The organism is Streptomyces sp. NPDC055955 (assembly GCF_042270245.1).
Classification (GTDB): Bacteria; Actinomycetota; Actinomycetes; order Streptomycetales; family Streptomycetaceae; genus Streptomyces.
The window spans coordinates 437,388-462,948 of record NZ_JBHJYS010000003.1; the positions used below are offsets into that span (position 1 = coordinate 437,388).

The window sequence follows — 25,561 nt, forward strand, 5'->3', positions numbered from 1 at the left end:
AGCCCGCCATGCACGCCGTACGTCTGCACGCCTTCGGACCCGCCGAGAACCTCACCTACGAGAGGACCGGCGACCCCCTGCCCGGCCCCGGCCAGGTCAGGATCGCCGTGGCCGCGGCCGGCGTGCACCTCCTGGACACCGCGCTGCGCGAGGGCATGAAGGGCCCCGCGCCCGAACCGCCCGCGCTGCCCACCGTCCCCGGCCGTGAGGTCGCCGGCACCGTCGAATCGCTCGGCGAGGGCACCGACGCGTCCTGGCTCGGCAAGCGCGTCGTCGGCCACCTCGGATTCGCCCCCGGCGGCTACGCCGAGCTCGCCGTGACCGACGCGGCCCGCCTGCACGAACTCCCGCCCGGCCTGGACTTCGCCGAGGCCGTCGCCCTGATCGGCACGGGCCGTACGGCGATGGGGATCCTGCAGTTCGCCCCGCTCGGCCCCGCGTCGGTGGCCGTGATCCCGGCCGCGGCGGGAGGCATCGGCACCCTGCTCGTCCAGTACGCGAAGCACGCGGGCGCCACCGTCGTCGGCCTCGCGGGCGGCCCCGAGAAGGTGGCCCGCGTCCGCGCGAACGGCGCCGACCTGGCCGTCGACTACACCGCCCCCGGCTGGCCCGACGAGGTCCGCCGGCTTCTCGGCGGCCGCCCGGCGACCGTCGTCTTCGACGGGGTGGGCGGCGACGCGGGCCTGGCCGCCGTCGACCTGCTCGGCCCCGGCGGCGTCCACGTCGTGTTCGGCTGGTCCGGCGAGGGCCTGCACGACGGCGAGCCCCTCACCTTCTCCGCGGACGAACTCACCCGGCGCGGTATCACCCAGGAACAGGTGCTCGGCCCGCCGATGATGCGGCGCGCGGGCGGCGACAACCCGGTCCGCACGCTGGAACTGGCCGCGCTGAGGGAGGCCGAGGCGGGCCGGCTGCGTCCCGCGGTGACCCGCTTCCCCCTCGCCGAGGCCGCCGCGGCGCACCGCGCCCTGGAGAACCGGGGCACGATCGGCAAGGTGGTCCTGATCCCGTGACCCGAGCCCGGGTCCCCGGGCGCGCTACGACCCGAGCCGGGCCAGCGCCTCATCCGTCAGCCGGTACACGGTCCACTCGTCCTGCGGCGCCGCGCCGAGCGCCTTGTAGAAGTTGATCGACGGCTCGTTCCAGTCGAGGACCGACCACTCCAGGCGCTCGTAACCGCGCTCGACGCAGATCCGCGCCAGCTCGGTCAGCAGCGCCTTGCCGTGGCCGCCGCCGCGCGCCTCGGGCCGTACGTACAGGTCCTCCAGATAGATCCCGTGCACCCCGCGCCAGGTGGAGAAGTTCAGGAACCACAGGCAGAAGCCGACGGGCTCGCCCGTCGTGTCGTCCTCGGCGACGTGGGCGAACGCGGCGGGCCGCTCCCCGAACAGCGCCTCGCGCAACTGATCCTCGGTGGCCCGCGCCTCGTGCAGCGCCTTCTCGTAGTCGGCCAGTTCACGGACCATGGCGTGGATGACGGGGACATCGGCGGGCGTGGCGGTACGAATCATGACGGCAGGCTAACCACTCACCGCGGGGCGGCCCGCACGGGTCGGCCGACCACGCACCGCGGGCCGCACACACCCGGGGACCGACCACGGCACCACGGGCCGCACGCCCCCGTCGGCCGACCAGCCGCCACCGGCCGCACGCCCCCGTCGGCCGACCAGCCGCCACCGGCCGCACGCACCCGTCGGCCAACCCACCCACCACGGGCCGCACACGCACGCCCAGGCCCCCTCCCACCCAAGCGCGGCCCCGCACAGGACCCTCACCGCAGCGCGCCCCGCACGGGCCCCCTCAGCGCCCGAGCAGTCTGCGCGCCGTCTCCAGATGGTCCGGCACCAGTGGCCGCCCGTCCTCGATCTCCCACAGGGAGTCCTGAAGCACCCGTCCGAGCGTCCAGGCGCGCGCCCGCTCCCGGTCGAGCCCGAGCACCCCGCTCATCGCGTCGAACCGCCACACCACCTCGTCCGCGTCGAAGCGGTTGTCGATGGCGGGCTTCAGGTCGAAGCCCGGGTCGCCCGCGAGCGGCTTCGGGTCGATGGCCAGCCAGGGCTCCCTCTCGCCGGCCAGCACGTTCTCGAAGTGCAGATCCCAGTGCAGCAGCCGGTCACCCGCCTCGCCCGCGACCTCGCGCACGGCCGCCGCACAGTCCGCGAGTAGCGCGCGGTCGGCTCGCCCGGGCACGGCCGCGAGCGCCGACGGCACCCGGGCGAGCATGTCGGCCGCGATGTCGGACAGCCGCCGCATCCCTTGGGGGGCGGGCCCGGACGTGAGCCGGGCCAGCAGTTCGGCGATGACGAGGACGGCCTTCCGGGAGTCCTCCACGGAGTCCAGCATCCGCCCGGAGTCGAGCCGTTCGAGGAGCATCGTGCCCGTGGCGCCGTCGTGGTCCAGGAGCCGGACGGCACCGTCGCCGTCCCAGACGCGCAGCGCGACCGGCTCGCCCTCGGTCTCCTCGTCGAGGATCTGGAACTTGACCGCGGCGGGCGTCCCGTCGCCCCGCACCACGGGCAGGACCAGGGCGGCCATGCCGTGCATCGCGGGCCCGTCGACGCGCAGATCCCAGCGTTCGACGAACTCCTCCACCCGCGCCGGGAGCCCGGCGATGAAGGCGCGGCCGGGCTCACCCGCGTAGGTGTACTGGGACTCGACCAGGCTGTCCGGGATGTCGATCACCCGAACGACCCTATGTGCGTGCCTGAATGCAGTCCATGCGCCGTTTCCCCCTCGCCGCGTGGTCCTACGTACGGCACGCCCCCGGCACCTATCTCTGGCTGGCCGCCCTGTTCTTCACGACGGTCGCGATGCACCACATGGACCCGCGCTTCGAGCACGAGTTCCTGCGCCAGCGCTCCACGAACCTGCAAGAGCTCTCGACCCACCCGGTCCGCGTCTTCGTCGCCTCCTTGTTCTGGATCGACGACAGCAGCTGGTGGCCGTACGCCGTCCTCTACACGGTGTTCCACGCGCAGGCCGAGCGCTGGCTCGACACCTGGCGCTGGCTGGCCGTCGTGGGGGCGGCGCACGTCCTCGCGACCCTGATCAGCCAGGGCGCCCTGCTGTGGGCGATCCGCCACGGCCACGCCCCCGCCGCCTCCGTCGACACCCTCGACGTGGGGGTGAGCTACGCGCTCGCGGGCGTCGTCGGCGTCCTCACGTACCGGCTCGCCCCGCCCTGGCGCTACGTCTACCTGGCCGTCGTCCTGACCGTCTACGGCGGCCCCCTCCTCACCAGCCGCACCTTCACCGACCTGGGGCACTTCGTCTCGGTCCTCATCGGCCTGGCCTGCCACCCCCTCGTACGCGACCGGGGCGACCCCTTGAAGCCGCTGACGCTCCTGTCGCGACGGGACCGGACGACGCGGCGAAACGATCACTCCAAAAAGCAGGAAGGCGGCCGTCCCCCCTGCCCGAACCCCCCTGCGGAGCGCTAACGTCCGGGGCCATGAGCAGCAAGAACGGCACTCACGGCGCCCAGGTCACCGTCAACGGCGGCATATCGTTCTGGTACGCGGACGACGGCATCCCCACCGCCCGCGAGCCCCTCCCGGGGGACGCGTCCGCCGACGTCGTCATCGTCGGCGGCGGCTACACGGGCCTGTGGACCGCCTACTACCTGAAGAAGGCCGCGCCCTTCCTCCGCATCACCGTCCTGGAGCAGAAGTTCTGCGGCTACGGCGCGTCCGGGCGCAACGGCGGCTGGCTCTACAACGGCATCGCCGGGCGTGACCGCTACGCGAAACTGCACGGCCGCGACGCGGCCGTCCGCCTCCAGGAAGCCATGAACGACACCGTCTCCGAGGTGATCCGCGCGGCCGCCGATGAGGAGATCGACGCCGACATCCACCAGGGCGGCGTACTCGAAATCGCCTACACACCGGCCCAGTTGGCCCGCCTCAAGGCCTTCCACGCGGCGGAACTCGCGTACGGCGAGAAGGACCGCACCCTGCACGGCGCCCGCGAGACCGCGGAGCGCGTCCGGGTCTTCGGGGCCGTCGGCTCGACCTGGACCCCGCACGGCGCCCGCCTGCACCCCGTCAAGCTCCTCAAGGGCCTGGCCGCCGCCGTCGAGGCGCTCGGCGTCACGATCCACGAGTCGACGCCCGTCACGGAGATCAAGCCGAAGCACGCCGTCACCCCGTACGGCACGGTCCGCGCGCCCTACATCCTGCGCTGCACCGAGGGCTTCACCGCCTCGCTCAAGGGCCAGCGCCGCACCTGGCTCCCCATGAACTCCTCCATGATCGCCACCGAGCCGCTGACCGACGCGCAGTGGGAGTCCATCGGCTGGGAGGGCCGCGAGACCCTCGGCGACATGGCGCACGCCTACATGTACGCCCAGCGCACCGCCGACGGCCGCATCGCGCTCGGCGGCCGGGGCGTCCCGTACCGCTACGGCTCGAGGACCGACAACGACGGCCGCACCCAGCCCGCCACCATCGAGTCCCTCACCGCGCTCCTGACCCGCTTCTTCCCCCAGCTGGCGGGCGTCGCCGTGACCCACGCCTGGTCCGGCGTCCTCGGCGTCCCCCGCGACTGGTGCGCCACGGTCACCCTCGACCGCGCGACGGGCCTCGGCTGGGCGGGCGGCTACGTCGGCTCGGGCGTCGCCACCACCAACCTCGCCGCCCGCACCCTGCGCGACCTGGTCCAGCAGGACTCCGGCCAGTCCGGCCCCACCGACCTCACGACCCTCCCCTGGGTCAACCACAAGGTCCGCAAGTGGGAACCGGAACCCTTCCGCTGGCTGGGCGTCCACGGCATGTACGCCACCTACAACGCGGCCGACCACCGCGAACTCACCACGCACACGACGGACTCCTCCCGCCTGGCCCGAGCCGCGGACCGGGTGGCGGGCCGCGGCTGACAAGCCCCCCCACGCACGACGAAGGCCCAGGTCACGCCCGTGACCTGGGCCTTCGTCGTGCGTGGGAGCCCCCTGTCGGGCTCGAACCGACGACCTACGCACGACAACTTGTCGGATCTCGTTCCGCACACGTCCAGGGCAGTCCGCTCCGTGGCTTTCATCGCAGCTCAGAGGCGTTATCGCACCACAGCGGAGGAGTGCGGACAGCCCTGGAACGCCACCAGTGACATTCCATGGGCACAGCGCGCTGGAAGAAGTGACCCGATCACGAGGGTCGAGGCGCTCGCTCTCCTGGGGAGGTACGCGGGCGCCGACCGCAGGAGCGGGCTGGTTCCCCCTGTGCTGGACCGCTCCCGCGCGCATACGGCAGCCCGGGCGTCCACGTGGCAGTGGCACCCGGGCTGCCGTCATCGGCGAATCCCTCAAAGGCCGTCGGATGGCACCGGCGGCCAGAACGGCCCTCTCGCTCGCGTCCACGGCAACCTGCCCGGCATTCACGCCGGCGACAAGCGAATGCCAGTGCTACATCCGGAGCATCATCGCGCTCCGGCATTCTTCGGTGCGTCGGGCGCGCAGAAAGTGGATGAGGCCATCAGAAGAAGCGCATGCTGTCACGCGGAGCGCTTATGACGTTCGCCGCGAGACGCGGGCGTTGGTGCCGGCTCCGCACTCGGTGTCACTCGGCACCCCGGAGTTCTGAAATCCGGGTCCTCATGACCCAATAACCAACGCCTTGGACTCATGGGACCCAGAGCGAGCACACTCAGATGATTACCTCATGCCGGGCTTTTCACCCAATCAATGAGCCGAGCCCACCAGCCGCCCGTCGATCGACCCGGCGGGCCCCCTGTGTGCCCAGGAGCATGCGTGCGTCGTGACGGCCCGTCCTGTCGGGCTGGCATCGATTCCGATCGAGTCGTCACCTCCGCCGGGCGTGCACCCTCGTGTTCCGCGGGGGGCTCACACACGCACCGCTGAGCCGTTGGCACACCCATGAGCACTTGGTCCACATGCCTCCCGCACCCCTCATAGGTCAACTTTCGGCACGTCCGACAGACAGCGCGTTGGCACATGACTACTCTCCCCTAGCTCTTCGTTTGATATCCACGACATTCACGCGATCACCACAAGAAACTCCGGGATTTACACCCCTCTCGATAAACAGCCGGCTTGTGCCGGTGCGGGCCGCGATCGCGAAGTCGAATCACGATCCAAATAGTCTCGCTCACGCGCATAAATATCCGGACATGAGAGGCAAGCGCCGCATATCCGTCGTGGTCCCCGAGTTGCCCGGGACGCCGAAACAATGGTTGCATCGCGCGCGCCGATGAATGGAGGCATAGCGCCCTATTGTCACTGCCCGTCGCTGCATTGCTTTTCAGACCGTCGACCGTGCCCAGCGAGGGCAGGAATCGAAGAACGGCAACCGCTCTCCCCGAACGGGTGTGGTGCGCCGGTCAGGAGGGAGCAACGTGAGTTGCTCGCACGCCGCAGGATGCCCCCTTTTCCCCCTACTCAGGGCGAGCTTGCAAGGTTGGCGCGACCACTACTGCGACAGCGCGGATCGATGGCTCGGCTGTGCGCGCTACCAGATGTCACTCACCGGCGAGCGCGTACCGATCAGCCTGCTGCCCAACGGAGCCCGCGCGCGGCACCTCGAAGCCCCGGCCGAGACGGACCGATCCGGCGCCACCAGCCCGATGGCAGCCCCCCGACAGCCCCCGCCGCCACGGCCCGCTCCAGGGTCACCGGAGACCGCGTTCCGGCCCCAGCCGCATGAGCAGTCGGGACCTGGAACCGCGACACCGGAGGCCATGGCCCAGTTCGGGGCAACGCCTCCGCCATCAGCTGTCTGGCATCACCAACCGTCACCGCCCTCACAGGCTGCCCGCCCTTCGGACAACCTCGCTCAACACACGCGGCAGGCGCCCGGCTCGAAGCGCGGTCGGTGGGCTCGATTCGCCGATTGGATGAGAGGACCCGCATGAGTACCTACTGGCCCTGGTGGGCGGGCGCCATCGGACTCGCTCTGGTCACCATCAACCACACCCTCATCACCGATCGGTCTCTCGGGGTGTCGGCCGCATGGGATCGCGTGTTGCACTGGCGTCGCGAACGCCAGCTCGAACGGATGGACGAGGAGTTCACCGACGATCAAGCTCTCGCTGAGGCACTTGCCGCAGCCACAGCGGAGCACTTCGGCACTGACACCGGCGCGTCCACCGTGCCGCAGGATCCGTACGGGAAGTCGCAGCCGCTCGAAGCCGACGCCGCATCTGCAGTGAGTGAGCGCCCGCCGGCCACGAGCCTGCGCCCGGCCCCGCTGGTCACTCAGGCTGTCCTGCTGATGTCGATCTTCCTCGGTGGATTCATCGCCGCGGTCACCTCCGGGCGGTTCCACCTCCGCTACGACATGGGCCCGGCTTTTCGGCACCTGGTCACCGCCGATTCGATCACCATGATCGCCGTGCTGTTCGTGGGAGGTGTGCTGGTCGGCTTCGGCACTCGGCTGGCCGGTGGATGCAGCTCCGGCCACGGACTCAGCGGCTGCGGTCGGCTGCGCCCGGTCAGCATGGTCGCGACTGCCGTGTTCTTCGGCACCGCCGTCGCGGTGTCGTTCCTCCTGTGGAAGGTGATCTGATGCGCACCCGAGGCGCGATTCTGCTGGCCAGCATCATCACCGGACTGGCCCTCGGTTACACCGTCACCAACATCGGCTTCGGTGACTACGCCGAGCTGAACCGCATGTTCACCTTCCAGGACCTGCGCATGTTCCTCTCGTTCGCGGGTGCTGTGGTGATCATCGTGTGCGCGTTCGCTCTGCTGCGGGTCCGCCGCACCCCAGGGCGCATCCACGCCGGCGTGATCCCCGGCGCGGTGTTGTTCGGTACAGGCTGGGCGATCTCAGGCGGATGTCCTGCAATCCCGATCATCCAGGTCGCCAGCGGATACCTGCCTGCCCTGGTGACGATCGTCGGCGTCGTCGTCGGTATCCGGCTGTGCCGCTGGGCCAACGCCCGATACTTCCATCTGGACCGCGGCTCCTGCGGGCTGTGACCGAGCACGCTCGCCGGCTTTCCTTCGGCATACCCAGATCAGTCAGACCCGGCGCTACGTGAAGGGCAGATCACACCTGTCGAAGGACGCGATGCCCATGGGCGAGTTCTTCGCCCCCGCTCCCGCAGAACCCCTTCCGGGCACCACTGAAACCGAAACTGAGACCGGCGGCAGCCGCGCGGCCCGCGCCCGGCGTCTCCGCCGCGTCCACTGAACCAAGAAACCCCAGCTCAGACGATGTCTGGGCTGGGGTTTCCGATGGAGCCCCCTGTCGGATTCGAACCGACGACCTACGCATTACAAGTGCGTTGCTCTGGCCGGACTGAGCTAAGGAGGCAGCAGCCCGAGCAGTGTAACCAACGACGGGCGGCACTCCGTCGAATATTTCGTCGAAGGTCACCCCGCTCCGACTACTGACAGACCCGACACCCGACAGGTACCGTCCAGAAGCAGTTCACCCGTGTGGACTAAACCACTGCGGCACCAGCCGCAGCGGATCACCACCTTTACTCGGATCGTCCGGCACGTTCCTGCCGGTGAAGGGGGCTTCACAGCCATGGCAACTGTTTCGTTCGACAAGGCGACCCGGATCTACCCGGGCTCCACCAAGCCGGCCGTCGACGGCCTGGAGATCGAGATCGAGGACGGCGAGTTCCTCGTCCTCGTCGGCCCGTCCGGCTGCGGCAAGTCGACCTCCCTGCGCATGCTCGCGGGTCTCGAGGACGTGAACGGCGGAGCGATCCGCATCGGCGACCGCGACGTGACCCACCTGCCGCCCAAGGACCGGGACATCGCCATGGTGTTCCAGAACTACGCGCTCTACCCGCACATGTCGGTCGCCGACAACATGGGCTTCGCCCTCAAGATCGCCGGCGTGAACAAGACCGAGATCCGCCAGAAGGTCGAAGAGGCCGCGAAGATCCTCGACCTCACGGACTACCTGGACCGCAAGCCGAAGGCCCTCTCCGGCGGTCAGCGCCAGCGCGTCGCGATGGGCCGCGCCATCGTGCGTGAGCCCCAGGTCTTCCTCATGGACGAGCCGCTGTCGAACCTCGACGCCAAGCTCCGCGTCTCGACCCGTACGCAGATCGCCTCGCTCCAGCGCCGCCTCGGCATCACCACGGTGTACGTCACGCACGACCAGGTCGAGGCCATGACCATGGGCGACCGCGTCGCGGTCCTCAAGGACGGTCTGCTCCAGCAGGTCGACTCGCCGCGCAACATGTACGACCGCCCGGCCAACCTCTTCGTCGCCGGCTTCATCGGCTCCCCCGCCATGAACCTGGTCGAGGTCCCGATCACCGACGGCGGCGTGAAGTTCGGCAACTCGGTCGTCCCGGTGAACCGCGAGGCGCTGAAGGCCGCCTCCGACGCCGGCGACCGCACCGTCACGGTCGGCGTCCGCCCGGAGCACTTCGACATCGTCGAGGCGGGCGGCGGCGAGGCCGCGAAGTCCCTCACCAAGGACGCCGAGGACTCCCCCGCCGGTCTCGCCGTCTCGGTGAACGTCGTCGAGGAGCTCGGCGCCGACGGCTACGTCTACGGCACCGCGCAGGTCGGTGGCGAGGCCAAGGACCTCGTCGTCCGGGTCAACGGCCGCCAGGTCCCCGAGAAGGGCACCCAGCTCCACGTCGTGCCGCGCCCGGGCGAGACCCACGTCTTCTCCTCGTCGACCGGCGCGCGCCTCACCGACTGACGCCCGCCTGTTCCGCTGTGGAGCCCCGCACTTCGGTGCGGGGCTCCTGCGCGTTCGGGGCGCTCCCCGCCCGTCACACACGCCGCGTTGTCGACAAATACCCCGGCACACCCGCCATTTCGAACCTTGTACGTCAACACGCGTGAATCAAAACCGGATTGCCCATCCCTCGACCGAGTGACTAAATGTCGCCAAATCATCACCGACCGCTACGCTCGCTCGCGTGACGCACTCCGCCAACTACACCCAGAAGCCGCGCCGAGGCCGGGGCCCCGCCCGCCGCGTCGGCCGCACCCTCGCTCTCGTCCTGCCGGTGATGCTGGTGCTCTCCGGCACACTCGCGGTCACCCGAGTGAACTGGTCCGGCAGTTCAGCGGACTCGATCCTCACCGCTTCCTCGCAGAACGTCTCGGCGCGCGCCAAGTCGCGTGCCCCCCAGGACGTCCTGCGCGACAAGCTGCTGCTCGAGCTCCAGGACAAGGACCCCGGTATCGCCCTCACCCACCTCCAGCAGGAGATGCACGAGCGGCCGTCCCTCGCCAAGCACTGCGTCTCCATCGCCCGCGCCCTGGGCCGCGCCGCCGTGCAGGCCTACGGCCCCTCCCGCGCCCAGTCCTTCGCCCGCCCCGTCTGCGACACCGCGTTCGCCACGGGCGTCGCCACGGCAGCGCGCGGCTGACGCCCTGACGGCCGGCCGGGAAGGGGCCGACGTACAGTGCGGGCATGACGAGCGCCGAGGCCCAGGACCCGCACACGCACAGCCAGCACCACCCCACACAGGCCGTCGTCCTGGCCGGCGGCCAGGGCTCGCGCCTGCGGCCCTACACCGACGACCGGCCCAAGCCGATGGTCGAGATCCCCGGCACGGGGACCCCGATCATCGGCCATCAGCTTGCCTGGCTCGCCGAAGAGGGCGTGACGGACGCGGTCGTCTCCTGCGGGCATCTCGCCGAGGTGCTCCAGGAGTGGCTCGACGGCGCCGAACTCCCCCTGCGCGTCACCACGGTGGTCGAGAAGGAACCCCTCGGCCGTGGCGGCGGCCTCAAGTACGCCGCCGCCCACCTGCCGCACCCCGACCGGCCCTGGTACGCGACGAACGGCGACATCTGGACCCGGTTCTCGCTGCGGGAGATGGCGGACTTCCACGCCGAGCGCGACGCCACCGCCACCCTCGCCCTGGCCCGCCCCCGCATCCCGTGGGGCGCTGTGGAGACCGACGCGTTCGGCCACATCACGGACTTCGTCGAGGCCCCGCCCTCCCCGTATCTGATCAACGCGGGCGTCTACGTCTTCTCCCCCGACTTCACGGGCCTGCTCCCGGACCGCGGTGACCACGAGCGCACCACGTTCCCGCGCCTGGCCCGCGCCAAGCGTCTGGCCGGGTTCCCGATCCCGCAGGGCGCGTACTGGAGGGCCATCGACACGGCGAAGGACCTCACCGAGGCCGCCAAGGAGCTGGCCGGACCGGGCCGTTGAGCCCGTCCGCTCCCGATGTCCGAAGGGGCCCGCACACGCTGTGTGTGCGGGCCCCTTCAGGTTTCTGCGGGGTGTGGTCAGCCGCCGAGCACTCCGCCGAGGAGGCCCCCCGGCTCGTCCCCGCCGCCGGAACCACCGGTGCCGCCACCGGTACCGGTGCCGCCGCCCGTGCCCGTACCGCCGCTGGAGGCGGGTCCGCTGCTGGACGCCGGAGGCTGCTGCTGGGCAGGCGGGGCCGACTGCGGGGGCGCCTGGACGGTGCCCTGCGTCTGGCTGGGCTGGCCCGCGGCGCCGGCGGTGCCCGTCGCCGGGGCGGATCCCGGTGAGCTCGCGGCGCCGGACGGCTTCGCCGAAGTGGCATCCTGCGTAGGCGTGTTGGACGCCGACGGGCTCTGCGAGCGGTGCTGCTTGCGGCCGGGCTCCGACGGGAGCGGGGAGCCGGGCAGCTCGTTGCGGGGGGCCTCACCGGGACCGGGGGCGGTGACACGGCCCGCGTCACGCACGGCGCCGCCGAGCAGCGAGCCGATGAGCAGGGTCAGGCCGACGACGACGGTCGTCACGACGGTGCCGCGGCGCAGCACGTACCGCCGCAGCTCCCACAGTTCGGCGCGCGGGCCGAGTCGGCGCCAGGCGCCGCCCGCGAGGCGTCCGTCGATGGAGTAGACGGGCGCGCCCGCGATGATCAGCGGGGACCAGGCGGCCAGGTAGATGATGTCGGGCGCGTCGTAGGCGGGCACCGTCTTCCAGCTGACGGTGACGATGAGGGCGGCCGAGAGCAGTACGCCGAAGACGGCCGCGACGCGCTGCCAGAGGCCGAGCACGGTGAGCACGCCGACGACGACCTGGAGGAAGGCGATGCACAGCCCGGCGCCGACGGGGTGCTGGAGGGCGAAGTCGCGCAGGGGTTCGGCGAGAGCCCACGGGTGCAGCGAGTTGAGCCACTTGACCATGGAGCCGCGGTCGCCGCCGTCGAAGTAGACGGGGTCGCAGAGCTTGCCCATGCCGGCGTACATGGAGATGAAGCCGAGGAAGACGCGCAGCGGGAGGAGGACGACGCCGAGGTTCATCCGGCGGCCCGGGTAGTACGCGTGCCGCACCGGGTCCGCGCCGTGCCGCCGGGAGGCGTTCCGCTCGCCCCCGTCGTGGTACTCGTCGTCGACGAACTCGCCGTCGTCGTAAGGAGGTTCCTCGTACGGCGGCTCTTCGAAGGCGCTGCCGGACTGACGCATCTTCGGGAGGAGGCGGGTGCCCTGCGCGGTGACCGTGGGCAGTTCGCCCGTGGCGTCGTCCCTGAGGTCGCTGTCGAGGTCGAGGCGCGGGATGACCTGGGTGGCGCCGCCCTCCCCGCCCTCGAAGCCGTGCCGGGGAAGCGTGCTCTCGCCCGCTCTGCGGGCCGCCTGGAGGAGACCGGTCGCCCCGGGGTCGCCCGGCGCGGACCGGCCGCTCCAGACGACCGGGGCGCGGCGGCGCGCGGCGGCCGCCCCGACGACGGGGATGCGGGCGGTCTGGTCGAGCGAGCCCAGGTGCCGGGCGATGCGGGAGGACTGCGCCTGCTGCGTCCTGGGCAGCTGCACGCGGAAACTCGCGTGATTGACGACGACCTGCGCGGGATCGCACGGCACCTTCACCATGCTCAGCGCGGGACCGTCGTCGAATCCGGAATCGAATCCGGGGCCGAATCCGGGCGAGCGGTCCCCCGTAGGTGTGCGGGGTGTTCTGGTGTCCACACTCATCTAACCGAGTGATGTGTGTTTAGGACACTGCCTCGAGCGCGTGCAAATGTCCGGACCGCGTCAAGATCGCGGCCCGGACACCCGGCTCAGGACCGGCGGCGCGCGGCCTCGTACAGGACGACGCCCGCCGCGACACCGGCGTTGAGGGATTCGGTGCCACCCGGCATCGGGATCCGCACGCGGTAGTCACAGGTCTCGCCGACGAGGCGCGACAGGCCCTTGCCCTCGCTGCCGACGACGATGACGACGGGCCCGCCGAGGGCTTCGAGGTCACCGACGGTGTGCTCGCCGTCGGCCGCGAGACCGACGATGGCGATGCCCGCCTTCTTGTAGCCCTCGAGCGCGCGCGTCAGGTTCGTCGCGCGGGCGACGGGCGTACGGGCCGCGGCGCCCGCGGACGTCTTCCAGGCACCGGCGGTCATGCCGGCCGCGCGCCGCTCGGGCACGACGACGCCGTGGCCGCCGAACGCGGAGACGGAACGCACGACGGCGCCCAGGTTGCGCGGGTCGGTCACGCCGTCCAGCGCGACGATCAGCGGGTCCTGGCCCTGGTCGTACGCGGCGGCGGCGAGGTCCTCCGGGTGCGCGTACTCGTACGGCGGGACCTGGAGGACGAGGCCCTGGTGGTTGAGGCCGTTCGTCATGCGGTCCAGCTCGGGGCGGGGGGCCTCCATCAGGTGGATGCCGCCGCGTTCACCGGCGAGCTGGAGCGCCTCGCGCACCCGCTCGTCGTTGTCGATGTACTGCTGGACATAGAGCATCGAGGCGGGCACGCCCTCGCGCAGCGCCTCGACGACGGAGTTGCGTCCGACGACCATCTCGGACGTGCCCTTGCCGCCGCGGCTCTTCAGCGTCGCGGGGCGGCGGGCGGCCTGCTTGGCCTTGGCGTTCGCGATGCGGTTCTTCTTGTGCTTCTTGCGCATCTCGGCGGGCGGCGTCGGACCCTTGCCTTCGAGTCCCCGGCGTCGCTGGCCGCCACTGCCGACCTGCGCGCCCTTCTTGCCGGACATGCGGCGGTTGTTCGCGGCCATGATCTACCTGTCTGTGTGATGCGTATGTGCGTACGTATATGAAGTGTGCCGCCCGGAGGCCCGAGCGGCACATTCGCGCAGGTCGTCAGCGCGGGCCGAGCGTCCAGCGCGGCCCGGTCGGGCTGTCCTCGATGACGAGCCCGGACTGGCCGAGCTGGTCGCGGATGGCGTCGGCGGTGGCCCAGTCCTTGCGGGCGCGAGCGGACTCGCGCTGCTCCAGGACGAGCCGTACGAGGGTGTCGACGGCGCCGTGCAGGTCCTCGCCGCGGTCGGTCTCGCCGGCCCAGTGCGGGTCGAGCGGGTCCAGACCGAGGACGCCGAGCATCGCGCGTACCTCTGCGAGGCGGGCGACGGCGGCTTCCTTGTCGTCGGCGGCGAGGGCGCTGTTGCCCTGGCGGACGGCCGTGTGGATGATCGCGAGCGCCTGCGGCACTCCGAGGTCGTCGTCCATGGCCTCGGCGAAGGCGGGCGGCACCTCGTCGGCGGGGGCGACGACGCCCCCGGCCTTCTCCACGACGCGCTGCACGAAGCCCTCGATCCGCGCGAACGCGGACTCGGCGTCGCGCAGGGCCTCCTCGCTGTACTCGATGGTCGAGCGGTAGTGCGGGGTGCCGAGGTAGTAGCGCAGCACGATCGGGCGCCAGTCCTTGACCATCTCGGACACGAGGACCGAGTTGCCCAGGGACTTCGACATCTTCTCGCCGCTCATGGTGACCCACGAGTTGTGCACCCAGTACTTGGCGAACTCGTCACCAAAGGCCTTGGCCTGGGCGATCTCGTTCTCGTGGTGCGGGAAGATCAGGTCGATGCCGCCGCCGTGGATGTCGAAGGCGGTGCCCAGGTACTTGTGGGCCATCGCCGAGCACTCCAGGTGCCAGCCGGGCCGGCCGCGGCCCCACGGGGTCTCCCAGCTGGGTTCCCCGGGCTTGACGGCCTTCCACATGGCGAAGTCGCGCGGGTCGCGCTTGCCGGTCTCACCGTCGCCGGACGGCTGGCGCAGTTCGTCGAGGTCCTGGTTCGACAGCTCCAGGTAGCCGGGGAAGGAACGCACGTCGAAGTAGACGTTCCCGTCCGCCTCGTAGGCGTGGCCGCGCTCGATGAGGCCGCGCATCATCTCGACCATCTCGGTGACATGACCGGTGGCGCGCGGCTCGTAGGTGGGCGGCAGGCAGCCGAGGGCGGTGTAGCCGTCGTTGAACGCGCGCTCGTTCTCGTACCCGATCGACCACCAGGGCCTGCCCTGTTCGGCGGCCTTCTTGATGATCTTGTCGTCGATGTCGGTGACGTTCCGCACGAACGTCACTTCGTACCCGCGGTAGGTGAACCAGCGGCGCATGATGTCGAAGTTGAGGCCGGACCGGATGTGCCCGATGTGCGGAGCGGCCTGCACGGTCGCGCCACAGAGGTAGATCGAGACACAACCCGGTGTCAGCGGGACGAAGTCACGGATCTTCCGGGCGCTGGTGTCGTGCAGGCGAATAGTCACGCCTCCAGGGTAGTGGGCCCGAGGCAGTGCCCCGCGACCCCTTGGGGGACACGGGGCGCAACCGTGACGTTGTGACGTGTGTCAGACCGCCGTTCAGATCCGGCCGACGACCTTGCGCGGTGTGATGCGCACGACGACGCGCTCGGCGTCGTCGGCGGAGCGGGGGTTGAAGTCCGCGTACTGCTTGCCCGTGTACTTGAGCGACAGCTCGTCGATGAGCTCCTGGCCGCCCTCGGTGGTGAGGTCGGCGGTGCCGCGGATCTCGGCGTACGCGTAGGGGTTGTCGGCGGGCTGCACGACGACGGTGACGCGGGGGTCGCGGCGCAGGTTCTTCTGCTTGCGCCGGTCGACGGTCGTGGAGAACAGCACGTCGTCCCCGTCCCGCTTCACCCAGACAGGCGACACCTGCGGGCTCCCGTCGGGCTGGATGGTGGCGACAGTGATGAACACGGGGGTGTCGAGCAACGCCTTGAGCTCGTCGGACAGCTGGGCTGACATGAAGCCTCACTCCTTGGGGGGGATGCCTGTACGAGTACCCGATACTGCGCCAACATCCGCCCCCGGAGCGGTATTTCAGCCTGCCCTGACGACCAGTGCCGTGGCGATCGCCGCGAGGCCGTCGCCGCGGCCGGGGAAACCCAGGCCGTCGGTGGTGGCGCCGGAGACGGAGACCGGGGCGCCGGCGGCGTCCGACAGCACCTTCTGCGCCTCCTCGCGCCGCTTCCCGATCTTCGGCCGGGGGCCGATGACCTGTACGGCGACGTTGCCGATGGTGAAGCCCGCCTCGCGCACGATGCGGGCGGCCTCGGTCAGCAGCGTGAGCCCGGACGCGCCGGACCACTCGGGGCGGCCGGTGCCGAAGTGGGCACCGAGGTCACCGAGTCCGGCGGCGGAGAACAGCGCGTTGCACGCGGCGTGCGCGACGACGTCGGCGTCGGAGTGCCCGGCGAGACCGGGGCCCTCGCCCTCCCACTTCAGGCCGGCGCACCACAACTCGCGGCCCTCTTCGAAGGCGTGGATGTCGGTGCCGATGCCGACGAGGGGGATGACCGGCGGCTCAGAACCCATCGTTGGCCCTCCTGCGGGCGAGTACGGCTTCGGCGAGCACGAGGTCGAGGGGGCGGGTCACCTTGAAGGCCTCCTCGTGCCCGGGCACGAGGACGACCGGCTCGCCGAGCTGCTCGACCATGCTGGCGTCGTCCGTCACGTTGTCGGTGACGGTCTCGTGGGCGCGCACGAGCGTCGCGCGGTCGAAGCCCTGCGGGGTCTGCACGGCACGCAGCCGGGCCCGCTCGGGCGTCGCGACGACGAGCTCGGGGCCGCCGTCGGTGCGGGTCCCGACCTGCTTGACGGTGTCGGCGAGGGGCAGCGCGGGGACGACGGCGGGGGCCCCTTCGCGTACGGCTTCGATGACGCCGTCGACCGTGTCGACGGGCACCAGGGGGCGGGCCGCGTCGTGGACGAGGACGATGTCGATGCCGGGCGGCAGGGCGTCGAGGCCGAGCTTCACGGACTCCTGGCGGGTCTCGCCGCCGGGGACGACGACGAAGTCGGTCCTCTCGGGCAGCGCGTGGTCGGCGAGGAGGGTCTTCACCTCGGCGGCGGACGCCTCGTCGGGCGGGGCGACCACGACGACGAGGGAGACGGACCGCGAGGCGGCCATCGCCCGGACGGCGTGGACGAGCATCGGGGTGCCGTTGAGCGCGCGGAGTGCTTTGGGGGCGCCCGGGCCGAGGCGTACGCCCCGGCCGGCGGCCGGAATCACGGCCGCGGTGCGCGAGGGCCGCGTTTCGTCAGACATCGCTTCCGTTCAGGTTTGTGTGCTCGACCGAGGTGGGTATGGCCAACACCAGTGCCGGGCGCGACGCCTTGACCGGACCCCTTCCGTGACATCCGGTCGAGCCGACTGCCCGGGCCCGGCACACCAACTGGGTCGAGCGGGTGAGGCGCCACGAGTAGGCGTTGAGTGCGGGTACGAACATGCCGCAGCGCCCGGCGACACCATCAGGGTCAGCGGGCACCGCGGCATTATTCATGCCCCTGGGCTCTCGCCCGGGACTTCTTGTCGCAGCCGCGTGCCGGTCAGGGCACGCGTCAGGACGCGAGAACCTCGTCGAGCAGGGCCTCGGCCTTGTCCTCGTTCGTGTTCTCGGCGAGCGCGAGCTCGCTCACCAGGATCTGCCGTGCCTTGGCGAGCATGCGCTTCTCACCTGCGGACAGTCCGCGCTCACGCTCCCGACGCCACAGGTCACGGACGACTTCCGCGACCTTGATGACATCGCCGGAGGCGAGCTTCTCGAGATTTGCCTTGTAGCGGCGCGACCAGTTCGTGGGCTCTTCGGCGTACGGCGCGCGAAGCACCTCGAAGACCCGGTCGAGACCGTCCTGACCGACCACATCACGTACGCCGACGAACTCCGCATTGTCCGCTGGCACACGCACCGTCAGGTCACCCTGCGCGACCTTCAGCACCAAGTAGGTCTTGTCCACGCCTTTGATCTGGCGAGTTTCGATAGCCTCGATCAGCGCGGCCCCGTGATGGGGATAGACCACGGTGTCGCCAACCTTGAACGTCATGTGACAGGTACCCCTTCCGTGGCTATCCAGGGTAACACGGAAACGGCGTCTTCTGAATGGCGTTTTCGCAGGTCAGGGCATATCTCGGGGCTTGACAACCACAACCGGAACGTGCTGCGGAGGGCCTGTGGAAGGGGGTATTCGCAGGTCGGAGCGGCTCTCCGGCGGAGCCGAAACGCGCACGTTACACCTACCTGGAAGGGCCCGCAGAGGGCCGAACGTCCCGTTTTGCGCGGTTCGAAGCGCCACGCTTCCGCTACTCCGTTCGGTGACTCGGAGACGCGTGCGACCTGAATCCGGAATTGATCACCGTGGCGGGTGATCAATTTTCCGTACCGCCATGCATTCCTTACCGGAAATCCGCAGGAGCGGCCCCGCGGCCCGAATGTGAATGGTGAACGGGAGGCCAATGCGGCCTGTCACGTTTGGTGAGGTGAGAGGGGCCGAGGGGGTTCGGCGGAGAGTGTGATCGCGGGTGGGGCGGGCCGTGCGCCGCGCGGTCGGAGCGGGGCGCCGGCCGGTGCCGAGATCCATCCGAAACCCCCTAGGGGCGGGTCGGGTGCAACGGCGCACGAACGGCTCGGTAACCTAAGCCCGCTGACAGACCCTTAGGGCGGCTTTACACCCGTCCAGGGCGTCCAGACCCTTACCGCCCACGTTCAAGGAGTTGCCGCCGCCGTGAGCAGCAGCCTTCGACGCGGCGCCCTCGCCGCCGCCGCCCTCGCGTTCTCGATCGCCTCGCTCGCCGCGTGCGGCGCCGGAAACAACGCCCAGACGCTGGAGGTCAAGCCGGACAACGCGGAGACCTCCGTCGGGGACATCCGGATCCAGAACGCCACCGTGATCACGCAGCCCGACCTGAAGTCCACGGGACCGGCCGTCGTGACCGCGACACTCTTCAACAACGGCTCCAAGGCCCAGACCCTCGACTCGATCGAGCTCGACGGCGTCGGCAAGAAGGCCGAGCTGTCGGCCGCCGACGGCAAGAAGACCGTGACGATCCCGGCCGGCGGCTCCCTCGTGCTCGGCGGGGAGGGCAACGCGTCCGCGCAGCTGCCCAACAGCCGTACCGCCGACCTCGACGGTGACGTGCGGACGCTGACCTTCACGTTCAGCACCACGGGCGCCGTCAAGATCCAGTCGTTCGTCGTGCCGGCCGAGAGCTACTTCAAGAAGTGGGGGCCGAGCGAGATCCCGGCCGTGCCGAGCACGGAGCCGTCGGAGTCCGCGTCCGGCTCCGCGACGCCCTCCGGGTCGGCCACCCCGTCCGGCTCCGCCTCGCCGTCCGAGTCGGCCTCGGGCAGCCCCGCCGCCGGTCACTGATCACGTACGCGATGGCGAAGGGCGGGGCCCCCGGTGGGGGTCCCGCCCTTCGGCGTTCCGTGGCTGGGTCACCGCCGTGACCCGGGGCTCTACGGCTCGAACTTGTAGCCCAGACCGCGCACCGTCACCAGGTAGCGCGGGGCCCCCGGGTCGGGCTCGATCTTGGCGCGCAGGCGCTTGACGTGGACGTCGAGGGTCTTGGTGTCGCCCACGTAGTCGGCGCCCCAGACACGGTCGATCAGCTGCATGCGGGTCAGGACACGGCCCGCGTTGCGCAGGAGCATCTCCAGGAGGTCGAACTCCTTGAGGGGCAGGTCGACCTTGGAGCCGGAGACCGTGACGACGTGGCGGTCCACGTCCATGCGGACCGGGCCGGCCTCCAGGGCCTGCGGGGCGACCTCCTCGGGCTCGCCCCGGCGGCGCAGGACCGCGCGGATGCGGGCGACCAGCTCGCGGGACGAGAAGGGCTTGGTGACGTAGTCGTCGGCTCCTATCTCCAGGCCCACGACCTTGTCGATCTCGCTGTCCTTGGCGGTCACCATGATGACGGGGACATTGGACCGGCCGCGCAGCTGGCGGCAGACCTCGGTGCCGGGCAGGCCCGGCAGCATCAGGTCGAGCAGGACGAGGTCGGCGCCGTTGCGCTCGAACTCGTCGAGTCCGTCGGGGCCGGTGGCCGCGATGGCGACCTCGAAACCCTCCTTGCGAAGCATGTACGACAGGGCGTCGGAGAAGGATTCCTCGTCCTCGACGACGAGCACTCGGGTCACGGAAGGACCTCCGGGGCGGCAGGAATGGGGTCGTATGCGGTTGTCTCGTCGGGCCCGGCGGCGTCGTTGCCGTCGTGGTGTCCGTATGCGTCGCCGCCTACGTGTCCTGGGCCGCGGTCGCGGGTCGCGCCTGCCTCCGGCAGCCGCAGGGTGAACGTGGAGCCCTGGCCTTCGGAGCTCCATACGGTGACTTCCCCGCCGTGCGAGGCAGCCACGTGCTTGACGATGGCGAGGCCGAGGCCGGTGCCGCCGGTGGCCCGGGAGCGGGCCGGGTCGACGCGGTAGAAGCGCTCGAAGATGCGCTCCTTGTCCTTGTCGGAGATGCCGAGGCCCTGGTCGGTGACCGCCACTTCTATGAGGTCTCCGCCGGGTGCACTGACCCGGCGCGCGGCTATGCCCACGCGGGTTCGGGCCGGGCTGTAGTTGACGGCGTTCTCGACGAGGTTGCCGAGAGCCGCGGCGAGCTGGCCGCGGTTGCCCCAGATCTGGAGGTCCGCGGTGCCTCCCGAGGCCATGGTGATCTGCTTCGTGCCGGCCTGGTGGCGGCAGCGGTCGATCGCCTCGGCGACGAGTTCGTCGACGCGGACGGGCTCGGCGTCCTCCAGCGGGTCGTCGTTCTGCACCCGGGACAGGTCGATGAGCTCCTGGACCAGGTTCGTCAGGCGGGTCGCCTCGATCTGCATCCTGCCCGCGAAGCGCTCCACCGCTTCCGGGTCGTCGGACGCGTCCATGACCGCCTCGGACAGGAGGCTGAGCGCGCCGACCGGGGTCTTCAGCTCGTGGCTGACGTTCGCCACGAAGTCGCGGCGGACCGCCTCGATGCGGCGGGCCTCCGTCAGGTCCTCCACGAGGAGCAGGACCAGGCGGGAGCCGAGGGGGGCCACCCGTGCGGAGACCGCGAGGGCGTCCCCGCGGCCGGTGCCGCGCCGGGGCAGGTCGAGCTCGACCTGTCGTATCTCTCCGTCACGGCGGGTGTCCCTGGCCATGAGGAGCATCGGCTCCACGGCCAGCTTGCCGCCTCTGACCAGGCCGAGGGCGTACGCCGCCGAGCTGGCCTTGACCACGCTGTCCGCCTCGTCCAGGACGACGGCGGAGGAGCGCAGTACGGAGAGGACGGTGTCGACGCCGGGCGGAAGGACCGGGTCCGTGTGCAGGGAAGTACGGGTGGGGCGTTTCTGGTCGCGTTCGCTCCAGCGAAACGCCAGCATGGCGATCACGCCGGTGCACACCCCGGCGATCGCTGCCGCTGCGGCGACCGCCGCGTTCACGTCCATGCCCCCAGGTTATGCGCCTCGTAAGCGCTGCCCACAGCCGTCCGAGTGGTACCTCGAACACTCGTCGCCCAGAGTTCACCTTGGGTACAGGGGTGATTCATTCGAGGTGACGGAAACGGACGCGTACGGGGCCGAACGTGGGAGCGTGGGGCACATCAGCCCCACGCAGTGAGTGAGAGGGACAGTTGTATGCGTGACGCGTACCACGAGGAACTTGACTCGATCGGCGAGGGCCTGGTCGAGATGGCCCGCCTTGTCGGGTCGGCGATCGGGCGCGCCACCACGGCCATGCTCGACGCCGACCTGAAGCTGGCCGAGAGTGTCATCGCGGGGGATCAGAAGGTCGACGATCTGCAGCACGACCTGGAGGCGAGGGCGATAGCCCTGCTCGCGCGCCAGCAGCCCGTCGCCACGGACCTGCGGATCGTCGTGACCTCGCTGCGGATGAGCGCGGACCTGGAGCGCAGCGGTGACCTGGCGCAGCACGTCGCCAAGCTCGCCCGGCTGCGGTTCCCGGACCAGGCCGTTCCGCACGACCTGCACGCGACCGTCCTGGAGATGGGGCAGCTCGCGCAGCGGCTCATGGCGAAGTCCGCCGAGGTCATCATCACCAAGGACGTCGACCTCGCGCTCCAGCTGGAGCAGGACGACGACGAGATGGACCAGCTGCACCGGACGCTGTTCCAGCACCTGATGGACGACCGGTGGAAGCACGGCATCGAGACGGCCGTGGACGTGACGCTGCTGGGCCGTTACTACGAGCGTTTCGCCGATCACGCGGTCTCCGTGGCCAAGCGTGTGGTGTATCTCGTGACCGGTGAGCACGCCGACGAGATCCAGGCGCCGCAGCCGCAGCCGGTGGACGGCAGCTGAGCCGGTCCCCTCTCGGGGCGGACTGACGGACGGGGCCCCGCACCTGTGTGGTGCGGGGCCCCGTCGTGTTCCGTCATGTCAGCCCGAGCAGCCGCCGCACTGGCACGGCGCGCCCGACTGGCAGCCGCAGCCGCAGCCCGAGCCGCAGCCGCAGGCGCCTAGCAGGACCAGCCGGTGCGGCTGCGCGACTTCCGTGGGCTGCTCGGCGACGGCTTCGGGGGTGGGGGACTCGGCCATGGTGTTCCCTCCTCGGGGCGAACTGCCTGTCCCCCAGTTCATGCCCAGCCCGGCGGGCGCGTCAACGGCGCACACGCGCGCGGGTGTTCGCCTTTCCGGCCACGGTGTGACCGATGGTGCCGAGGAGCAGCAGGGCGACCACTGTGCCCAGCGTGAATGCCTCGAACGTCGTCCGTGGCACCCCCCACGTGTCGTGGAAGTCGTACGTGATGCCGAGCAGCGCCTCCAGCGTGCCCGGGAACAGGGCCGCCCACGAGCCGGTCAGGATCCACGCGTAGACCAGCGCCGCGCAGGTCATGAACCCCTTTGTCCCGAAGGGCACGCGGTACGGGCGCGGTACGTCCCTGTGGCGCAGGCGCAGGACCGCCAGGGCCGGGATCACCGTCAGGTACGAGAGCAGCAGCGTCGTCACCGCGACGGTCAGGACGACCGAGAACACCGCCGCCGCGTCGCCGTCCGCGAGCCGCATCGCCGCCACCATGAACACCGTCGCGATCGCTCCCGACAGCAGGTTGGTGCGCACCGGTGTGCCCAGCGTCGGGTGGAACGCGCCCAGCTTGCGGCTGAAGAAGCCGCCGTCCGCCGCCGCCATCGCCTGCATCCGGTCGCTGACGATCATCCACGCGCTGCCCTGGGTGAGGAGCGCGAAGACGAAGAGGAGCGCGGTCGCCTTCAGCAGTGCGCCGCTCGCGCCTCCGTAGATCGTGAAGATGGTCTGGGCGCCCTCCATGAAGCCGCCGATGCCGGTCACCTTGCCGGGCGGGACCACGGAGAGGATCGCCAGGACGGGGAGCAGGTAGCAGGCCGCCGCGATCGCCGCGGAGCGTCCGAGGGCGGTGGGGACGTCGCGCTGCGGATTGTGCATCTCCTCGCCCGCCGCGTTCGGGGCCTCGAAGCCCACGTACGCGAAGAGGAGTACCGGGACGAGCGCCAGGAAGCCGGCTGTCGTGGGCGTGAAGGTGGCGGTGGTGTGGTCCGCCGTTCCTGTCAGGCCCTGGAAGCCGTGCTCCAGTCCGTACGCCACCGCCGTCGCGGTGAAGACGGTGAGCGCGAGGACCTTGGCCGCCGCGCCCGCCGTGGTGATCCATTTGCCTTTGCGCAGCGAGACCACCGCAGTGAGGATCGCGGTCCAGATGAACACCGTCTTGAACGCGTAGTCCGCGAACGTGCCCTGGCCCAGGCGGAACACGAAGCCGTCCCAGGTCTGGGCCGCGATGAACACGAGCGAGCCGCCCAGCCAGATCGGGTTCGTCACCCAGTAGAAGAGCGTCGTGATCGCCGCCGTCAGCCGGCCGAACGCCAGCTTCACCCAGACGTAGGGGCCGCCCTCCTGGGGGAAGGCCGCGCCGGTCTCCGCGAAGAGCAGCGCGTACGGGATGAGGAACGCGACCGCGATGACCGCCGTCCACGTCACCGCCTCTCCCCCGCCCGTCGCGATCTGGCCCACCGTGTCGAAGGAGATCACCGCGGCCACCGCCATCGCCGTGATGTCGAAGCGGCGGAGGCTTCTGTGGAGGTGCGGGGTGGACGTGGGCGTTGAGGTGGAGGTGCTTTCCGGGTCCGCGGGGGTGCGGGGGCTCCCCGCGGACCCGGGGGTGGTCGTACCGGGTGGTGGAGCTGCTGCTTGTTCTTTGTAGTCGGGCACGTCTGTGTCCTCGTGAGCTGGGGACGGGTGGGACGGTGCGGGTGGCTTGGGGGCGCTCGGTGGTTCGTGGGGCGGGGCCCCGGGGGCTACTCGGTGATGTCGCCCGCCGGTGTCGTGCGTTCGAGGACCGAGCGCATCGCCGTCGCCGCCTCCTTCGCCTCCTGCTCCGTCATGATCAGCGGCGGGGACAGGACCAGGCTGTGGGCCGAGTCGCGGACGATGACGCCCGTCTCCTTGCGGATGACGTCGTGCGGCATGCGGGCCGGGTTCATGGGGAGGGGGGTGCGGGTCTCGCGGTCCGCGACCAGCTCCACCGCCAGCATCATGCCGACCGAACGGATCTCGCCGACGATCGGCAGGTCGCCCAGCGCGTCGGTGAGCTGGTGGTGGAGGTACGCGCCCATCGTGACCGCGCGCGACAGGAGGTTCTCCCGCTCGATGATGTCGAGGTTCGCGAGCGCCACCGCCGCCGCCACCGGGTGCCCGTTGTACGTGTAGCCCATCGGGAAGCCGTGGTCCTGGAGCAGCGCCTCGGTCACCTCGTCGGAGACGAGGAGTGCGCCGAGCGGTGTGTAGCCCGACGTGATGCCCTTGGCCGTCGTGATGATGTCCGGCTTCACGTCGAAGTGCTGGGCCGCGAACCATTCGCCCACGCGGCCGTACGCCGTCACCACCTCGTCGAAGATGAGGAGGATGCCGTGGCGGTCGAGGACCTCGCGTACGCGCGGCCAGTAGTCCGCCGGCGGGACCAGCATGCCGCCCACGCCCATGATGGGCTCGCCGATCATCGCCGCGATGTTGGAGGCGCCGATCTGCGCGATGCGGCCCTCCAGTTCGGCGATCAGGAAGTCCGTGGGGTCGGCGTCGCCGTAGAGCTCGGTGCGGTACGGCCACGGGGGCGTCAGGTGGCTGACGTGCGGCATCATCGGCGCGAAGCCCTCGTGGTAGACCGGGAAGCCGGTGGCCGAGCCGCCGCCGTAGCCGATGCCGTGGTACGCCTTGTCGCGGGCCAGGATCCAGGTGCGGGAGCCCTCGCCCCGGCGGTGGTGGTAGTAGCGGGCCATCTTGATGGCCGCCTCGTTGCCCTCCGAGCCGCCCGACGTGAAGTAGACGTGGTTGAGGTTGTCGGGGGCCAACGTGGCGAGGCGTTCGGCCAGTTGGATCGCCTTGTCGTTCGAGAACTCCCAGAAGCTCGTGAAGTACTCGAGCTGCTGCATCTGCGCGTGCGCGACGTCCGCGATCTCCTTGCGGCCGTGGCCGACCTGGGCGAGCCAGAGCCCGCCGGTCGCGTCGAGGTAGCTGCGGCCCTCCGCGTCGGTGAGGCGGCAGCCCTTGCCCTCCGTCATCACCACGCGTTCCTCGGCGGTGCCGGGGAGGTAGGGGTGGATGATGTGCGCCCGGTCCGTGGCGGCGAGCTGCTGTGCGGGGGTGAGGGTCATGGTGTTCGTCCCTTCGGGAGTTCGTGTGGAGGGTCGGGGAGCCGTCCGGCCGGTCGCCGTCGGGCCCGGTC

The 25,561-nt window shown here is 70.6% G+C and carries 24 protein-coding genes, 1 tRNA gene and 1 pseudogene; 11 read left to right on the forward strand and 15 right to left on the reverse strand.

All coding sequences use genetic code 11. The features are described from left to right. Positions 1-8 precede the first annotated feature (8 nt). Entirely contained in the window at positions 9-1,013 is a 1,005-nt protein-coding gene (locus tag ACFC96_RS08040; RefSeq protein ID WP_376610863.1) for a zinc-binding dehydrogenase, read from the forward strand. Between the two features lie 24 nt (positions 1,014-1,037). Here ACFC96_RS08040 and ACFC96_RS08045 read toward each other — a convergent pair whose 3' ends face one another. Continuing rightward, a complete protein-coding gene (locus ACFC96_RS08045; protein WP_376610865.1) occupies positions 1,038-1,511 on the reverse strand; it encodes a GNAT family N-acetyltransferase in 474 nt (157 codons plus the stop codon). A 289-nt stretch (positions 1,512-1,800) separates the two neighbouring features. Beyond that, positions 1,801-2,682: an aminoglycoside phosphotransferase family protein gene (locus tag ACFC96_RS08050; RefSeq protein ID WP_376610867.1), complete on the reverse strand. Its 882-nt coding sequence runs from the start codon at positions 2,680-2,682 to the stop codon at positions 1,801-1,803. 26 nt (positions 2,683-2,708) lie between these two features. Here ACFC96_RS08050 and ACFC96_RS08055 point away from each other — a divergent pair, with 26 nt between their 5' ends. From ACFC96_RS08055 to ACFC96_RS08075, 5 genes and pseudogenes are all read left to right on the forward strand, one after another. Then, positions 2,709-3,440 carry a rhomboid-like protein gene (locus ACFC96_RS08055; protein WP_376610869.1) on the forward strand — a complete coding sequence of 244 codons (732 nt, stop codon included), beginning with the start codon at positions 2,709-2,711 and terminating at the stop codon, positions 3,438-3,440. 11 nt (positions 3,441-3,451) lie between these two features. Next, a complete protein-coding gene (locus tag ACFC96_RS08060; RefSeq protein ID WP_376260575.1) occupies positions 3,452-4,873 on the forward strand; it encodes an NAD(P)/FAD-dependent oxidoreductase in 1,422 nt (473 codons plus the stop codon). A gap of 1,984 nt (positions 4,874-6,857) precedes the next feature. Next, entirely contained in the window at positions 6,858-7,514 is a 657-nt protein-coding gene (locus ACFC96_RS08065) for a YeeE/YedE thiosulfate transporter family protein (RefSeq protein ID WP_376226785.1), read from the forward strand. Beyond that, positions 7,514-7,930 (forward strand): YeeE/YedE thiosulfate transporter family protein, encoded by a 417-nt coding sequence (locus ACFC96_RS08070; protein WP_376226786.1) that lies wholly within the window; start codon positions 7,514-7,516, stop codon positions 7,928-7,930. Before ACFC96_RS08065 ends, ACFC96_RS08070 begins: the two co-directional genes overlap by 1 nt. 19 nt (positions 7,931-7,949) lie before the next feature. Next, positions 7,950-8,144 (forward strand): annotated as a pseudogene (locus ACFC96_RS08075) (integrase); the annotation flags it as partial. Between the two features lie 45 nt (positions 8,145-8,189). Here the strand turns inward: ACFC96_RS08075 and ACFC96_RS08080 are convergent. Then, positions 8,190-8,267: transfer RNA gene (locus ACFC96_RS08080), tRNA-Thr, on the reverse strand. Positions 8,268-8,486: 219 nt separating this feature from the next. On the opposite strand from ACFC96_RS08080, the gene ACFC96_RS08085 reads away from it, so the two are divergent. The 3 genes from ACFC96_RS08085 (at position 8,487) to ACFC96_RS08095 (ending at position 11,102) form a co-directional block, all read left to right on the forward strand. Next, positions 8,487-9,626, forward strand: a complete 1,140-nt coding sequence (locus ACFC96_RS08085; protein WP_376260577.1) for an ABC transporter ATP-binding protein — start codon at positions 8,487-8,489, stop codon at positions 9,624-9,626. A 223-nt stretch (positions 9,627-9,849) separates the two neighbouring features. Then, positions 9,850-10,305: a hypothetical protein gene (locus ACFC96_RS08090; protein ID WP_116512325.1), complete on the forward strand. Its 456-nt coding sequence runs from the start codon at positions 9,850-9,852 to the stop codon at positions 10,303-10,305. Positions 10,306-10,349: 44 nt separating this feature from the next. Then, entirely contained in the window at positions 10,350-11,102 is a 753-nt protein-coding gene (locus ACFC96_RS08095; protein WP_376260579.1) for an NDP-sugar synthase, read from the forward strand. A 77-nt stretch (positions 11,103-11,179) separates the two neighbouring features. On the opposite strand, the gene ACFC96_RS08100 is transcribed toward ACFC96_RS08095, so the two are convergent. The 7 genes from ACFC96_RS08100 to ACFC96_RS08130 form a co-directional block, all read right to left on the reverse strand. Next, on the reverse strand, positions 11,180-12,829 hold the full coding sequence (locus ACFC96_RS08100; protein WP_376610980.1) for a DoxX family membrane protein: 1,650 nt from the start codon (positions 12,827-12,829) through the stop codon (positions 11,180-11,182). A gap of 92 nt (positions 12,830-12,921) precedes the next feature. Continuing rightward, a complete protein-coding gene (gene rlmB / locus ACFC96_RS08105; protein WP_227295563.1) occupies positions 12,922-13,866 on the reverse strand; it encodes a 23S rRNA (guanosine(2251)-2'-O)-methyltransferase RlmB in 945 nt (314 codons plus the stop codon). An 85-nt stretch (positions 13,867-13,951) separates the two neighbouring features. Beyond that, entirely contained in the window at positions 13,952-15,352 is a 1,401-nt protein-coding gene (cysS, locus tag ACFC96_RS08110; RefSeq protein ID WP_376260581.1) for a cysteine--tRNA ligase, read from the reverse strand. 93 nt (positions 15,353-15,445) lie between these two features. Then, positions 15,446-15,850: a PPOX class F420-dependent oxidoreductase gene (locus ACFC96_RS08115; RefSeq protein WP_376260583.1), complete on the reverse strand. Its 405-nt coding sequence runs from the start codon at positions 15,848-15,850 to the stop codon at positions 15,446-15,448. A gap of 75 nt (positions 15,851-15,925) precedes the next feature. Continuing rightward, complete coding sequence (gene ispF, locus ACFC96_RS08120) at positions 15,926-16,420, reverse strand: 2-C-methyl-D-erythritol 2,4-cyclodiphosphate synthase (RefSeq protein WP_376260585.1); 495 nt, start codon at positions 16,418-16,420, stop codon at positions 15,926-15,928. Continuing rightward, entirely contained in the window at positions 16,410-17,153 is a 744-nt protein-coding gene (ispD, locus tag ACFC96_RS08125) for a 2-C-methyl-D-erythritol 4-phosphate cytidylyltransferase (protein WP_376260587.1), read from the reverse strand. The genes ispF and ispD overlap by 11 nt, the downstream gene beginning before the upstream one ends. Before the next feature lie 293 nt (positions 17,154-17,446). Continuing rightward, positions 17,447-17,929: a CarD family transcriptional regulator gene (locus tag ACFC96_RS08130; protein WP_003953493.1), complete on the reverse strand. Its 483-nt coding sequence runs from the start codon at positions 17,927-17,929 to the stop codon at positions 17,447-17,449. A 678-nt stretch (positions 17,930-18,607) separates the two neighbouring features. Between ACFC96_RS08130 and ACFC96_RS08135 the strand changes: the two genes are divergently transcribed. Next, the gene (locus tag ACFC96_RS08135; protein WP_376610871.1) at positions 18,608-19,252 is read left to right on the forward strand and encodes a DUF461 domain-containing protein; all 645 of its coding nucleotides are present in this window, start codon (positions 18,608-18,610) and stop codon (positions 19,250-19,252) included. An 89-nt stretch (positions 19,253-19,341) separates the two neighbouring features. Here ACFC96_RS08135 and ACFC96_RS08140 read toward each other — a convergent pair whose 3' ends face one another. Both ACFC96_RS08140 and ACFC96_RS08145 read right to left on the reverse strand, forming a co-directional pair. Further along, the gene (locus ACFC96_RS08140; protein WP_018527980.1) at positions 19,342-20,022 is read right to left on the reverse strand and encodes a response regulator transcription factor; all 681 of its coding nucleotides are present in this window, start codon (positions 20,020-20,022) and stop codon (positions 19,342-19,344) included. Next, positions 20,019-21,296: a sensor histidine kinase gene (locus ACFC96_RS08145; protein ID WP_376260591.1), complete on the reverse strand. Its 1,278-nt coding sequence runs from the start codon at positions 21,294-21,296 to the stop codon at positions 20,019-20,021. The genes ACFC96_RS08140 and ACFC96_RS08145 overlap by 4 nt, the downstream gene beginning before the upstream one ends. 189 nt (positions 21,297-21,485) lie before the next feature. Here ACFC96_RS08145 and phoU point away from each other — a divergent pair, with 189 nt between their 5' ends. Continuing rightward, positions 21,486-22,169, forward strand: coding sequence for a phosphate signaling complex protein PhoU (gene phoU, locus ACFC96_RS08150; RefSeq protein WP_100595662.1), 684 nt, complete (start codon positions 21,486-21,488; stop codon positions 22,167-22,169). Between the two features lie 78 nt (positions 22,170-22,247). Here phoU and ACFC96_RS08155 read toward each other — a convergent pair whose 3' ends face one another. The 3 genes from ACFC96_RS08155 to ACFC96_RS08165 form a co-directional block, all read right to left on the reverse strand. Then, positions 22,248-22,406: a hypothetical protein gene (locus ACFC96_RS08155; protein ID WP_165914669.1), complete on the reverse strand. Its 159-nt coding sequence runs from the start codon at positions 22,404-22,406 to the stop codon at positions 22,248-22,250. A 61-nt stretch (positions 22,407-22,467) separates the two neighbouring features. Beyond that, positions 22,468-24,051 (reverse strand): APC family permease, encoded by a 1,584-nt coding sequence (locus ACFC96_RS08160; protein WP_376610873.1) that lies wholly within the window; start codon positions 24,049-24,051, stop codon positions 22,468-22,470. Between the two features lie 86 nt (positions 24,052-24,137). Further along, a complete protein-coding gene (locus ACFC96_RS08165; RefSeq protein WP_376260595.1) occupies positions 24,138-25,490 on the reverse strand; it encodes an aspartate aminotransferase family protein in 1,353 nt (450 codons plus the stop codon). Positions 25,491-25,561 lie beyond the last annotated feature (71 nt).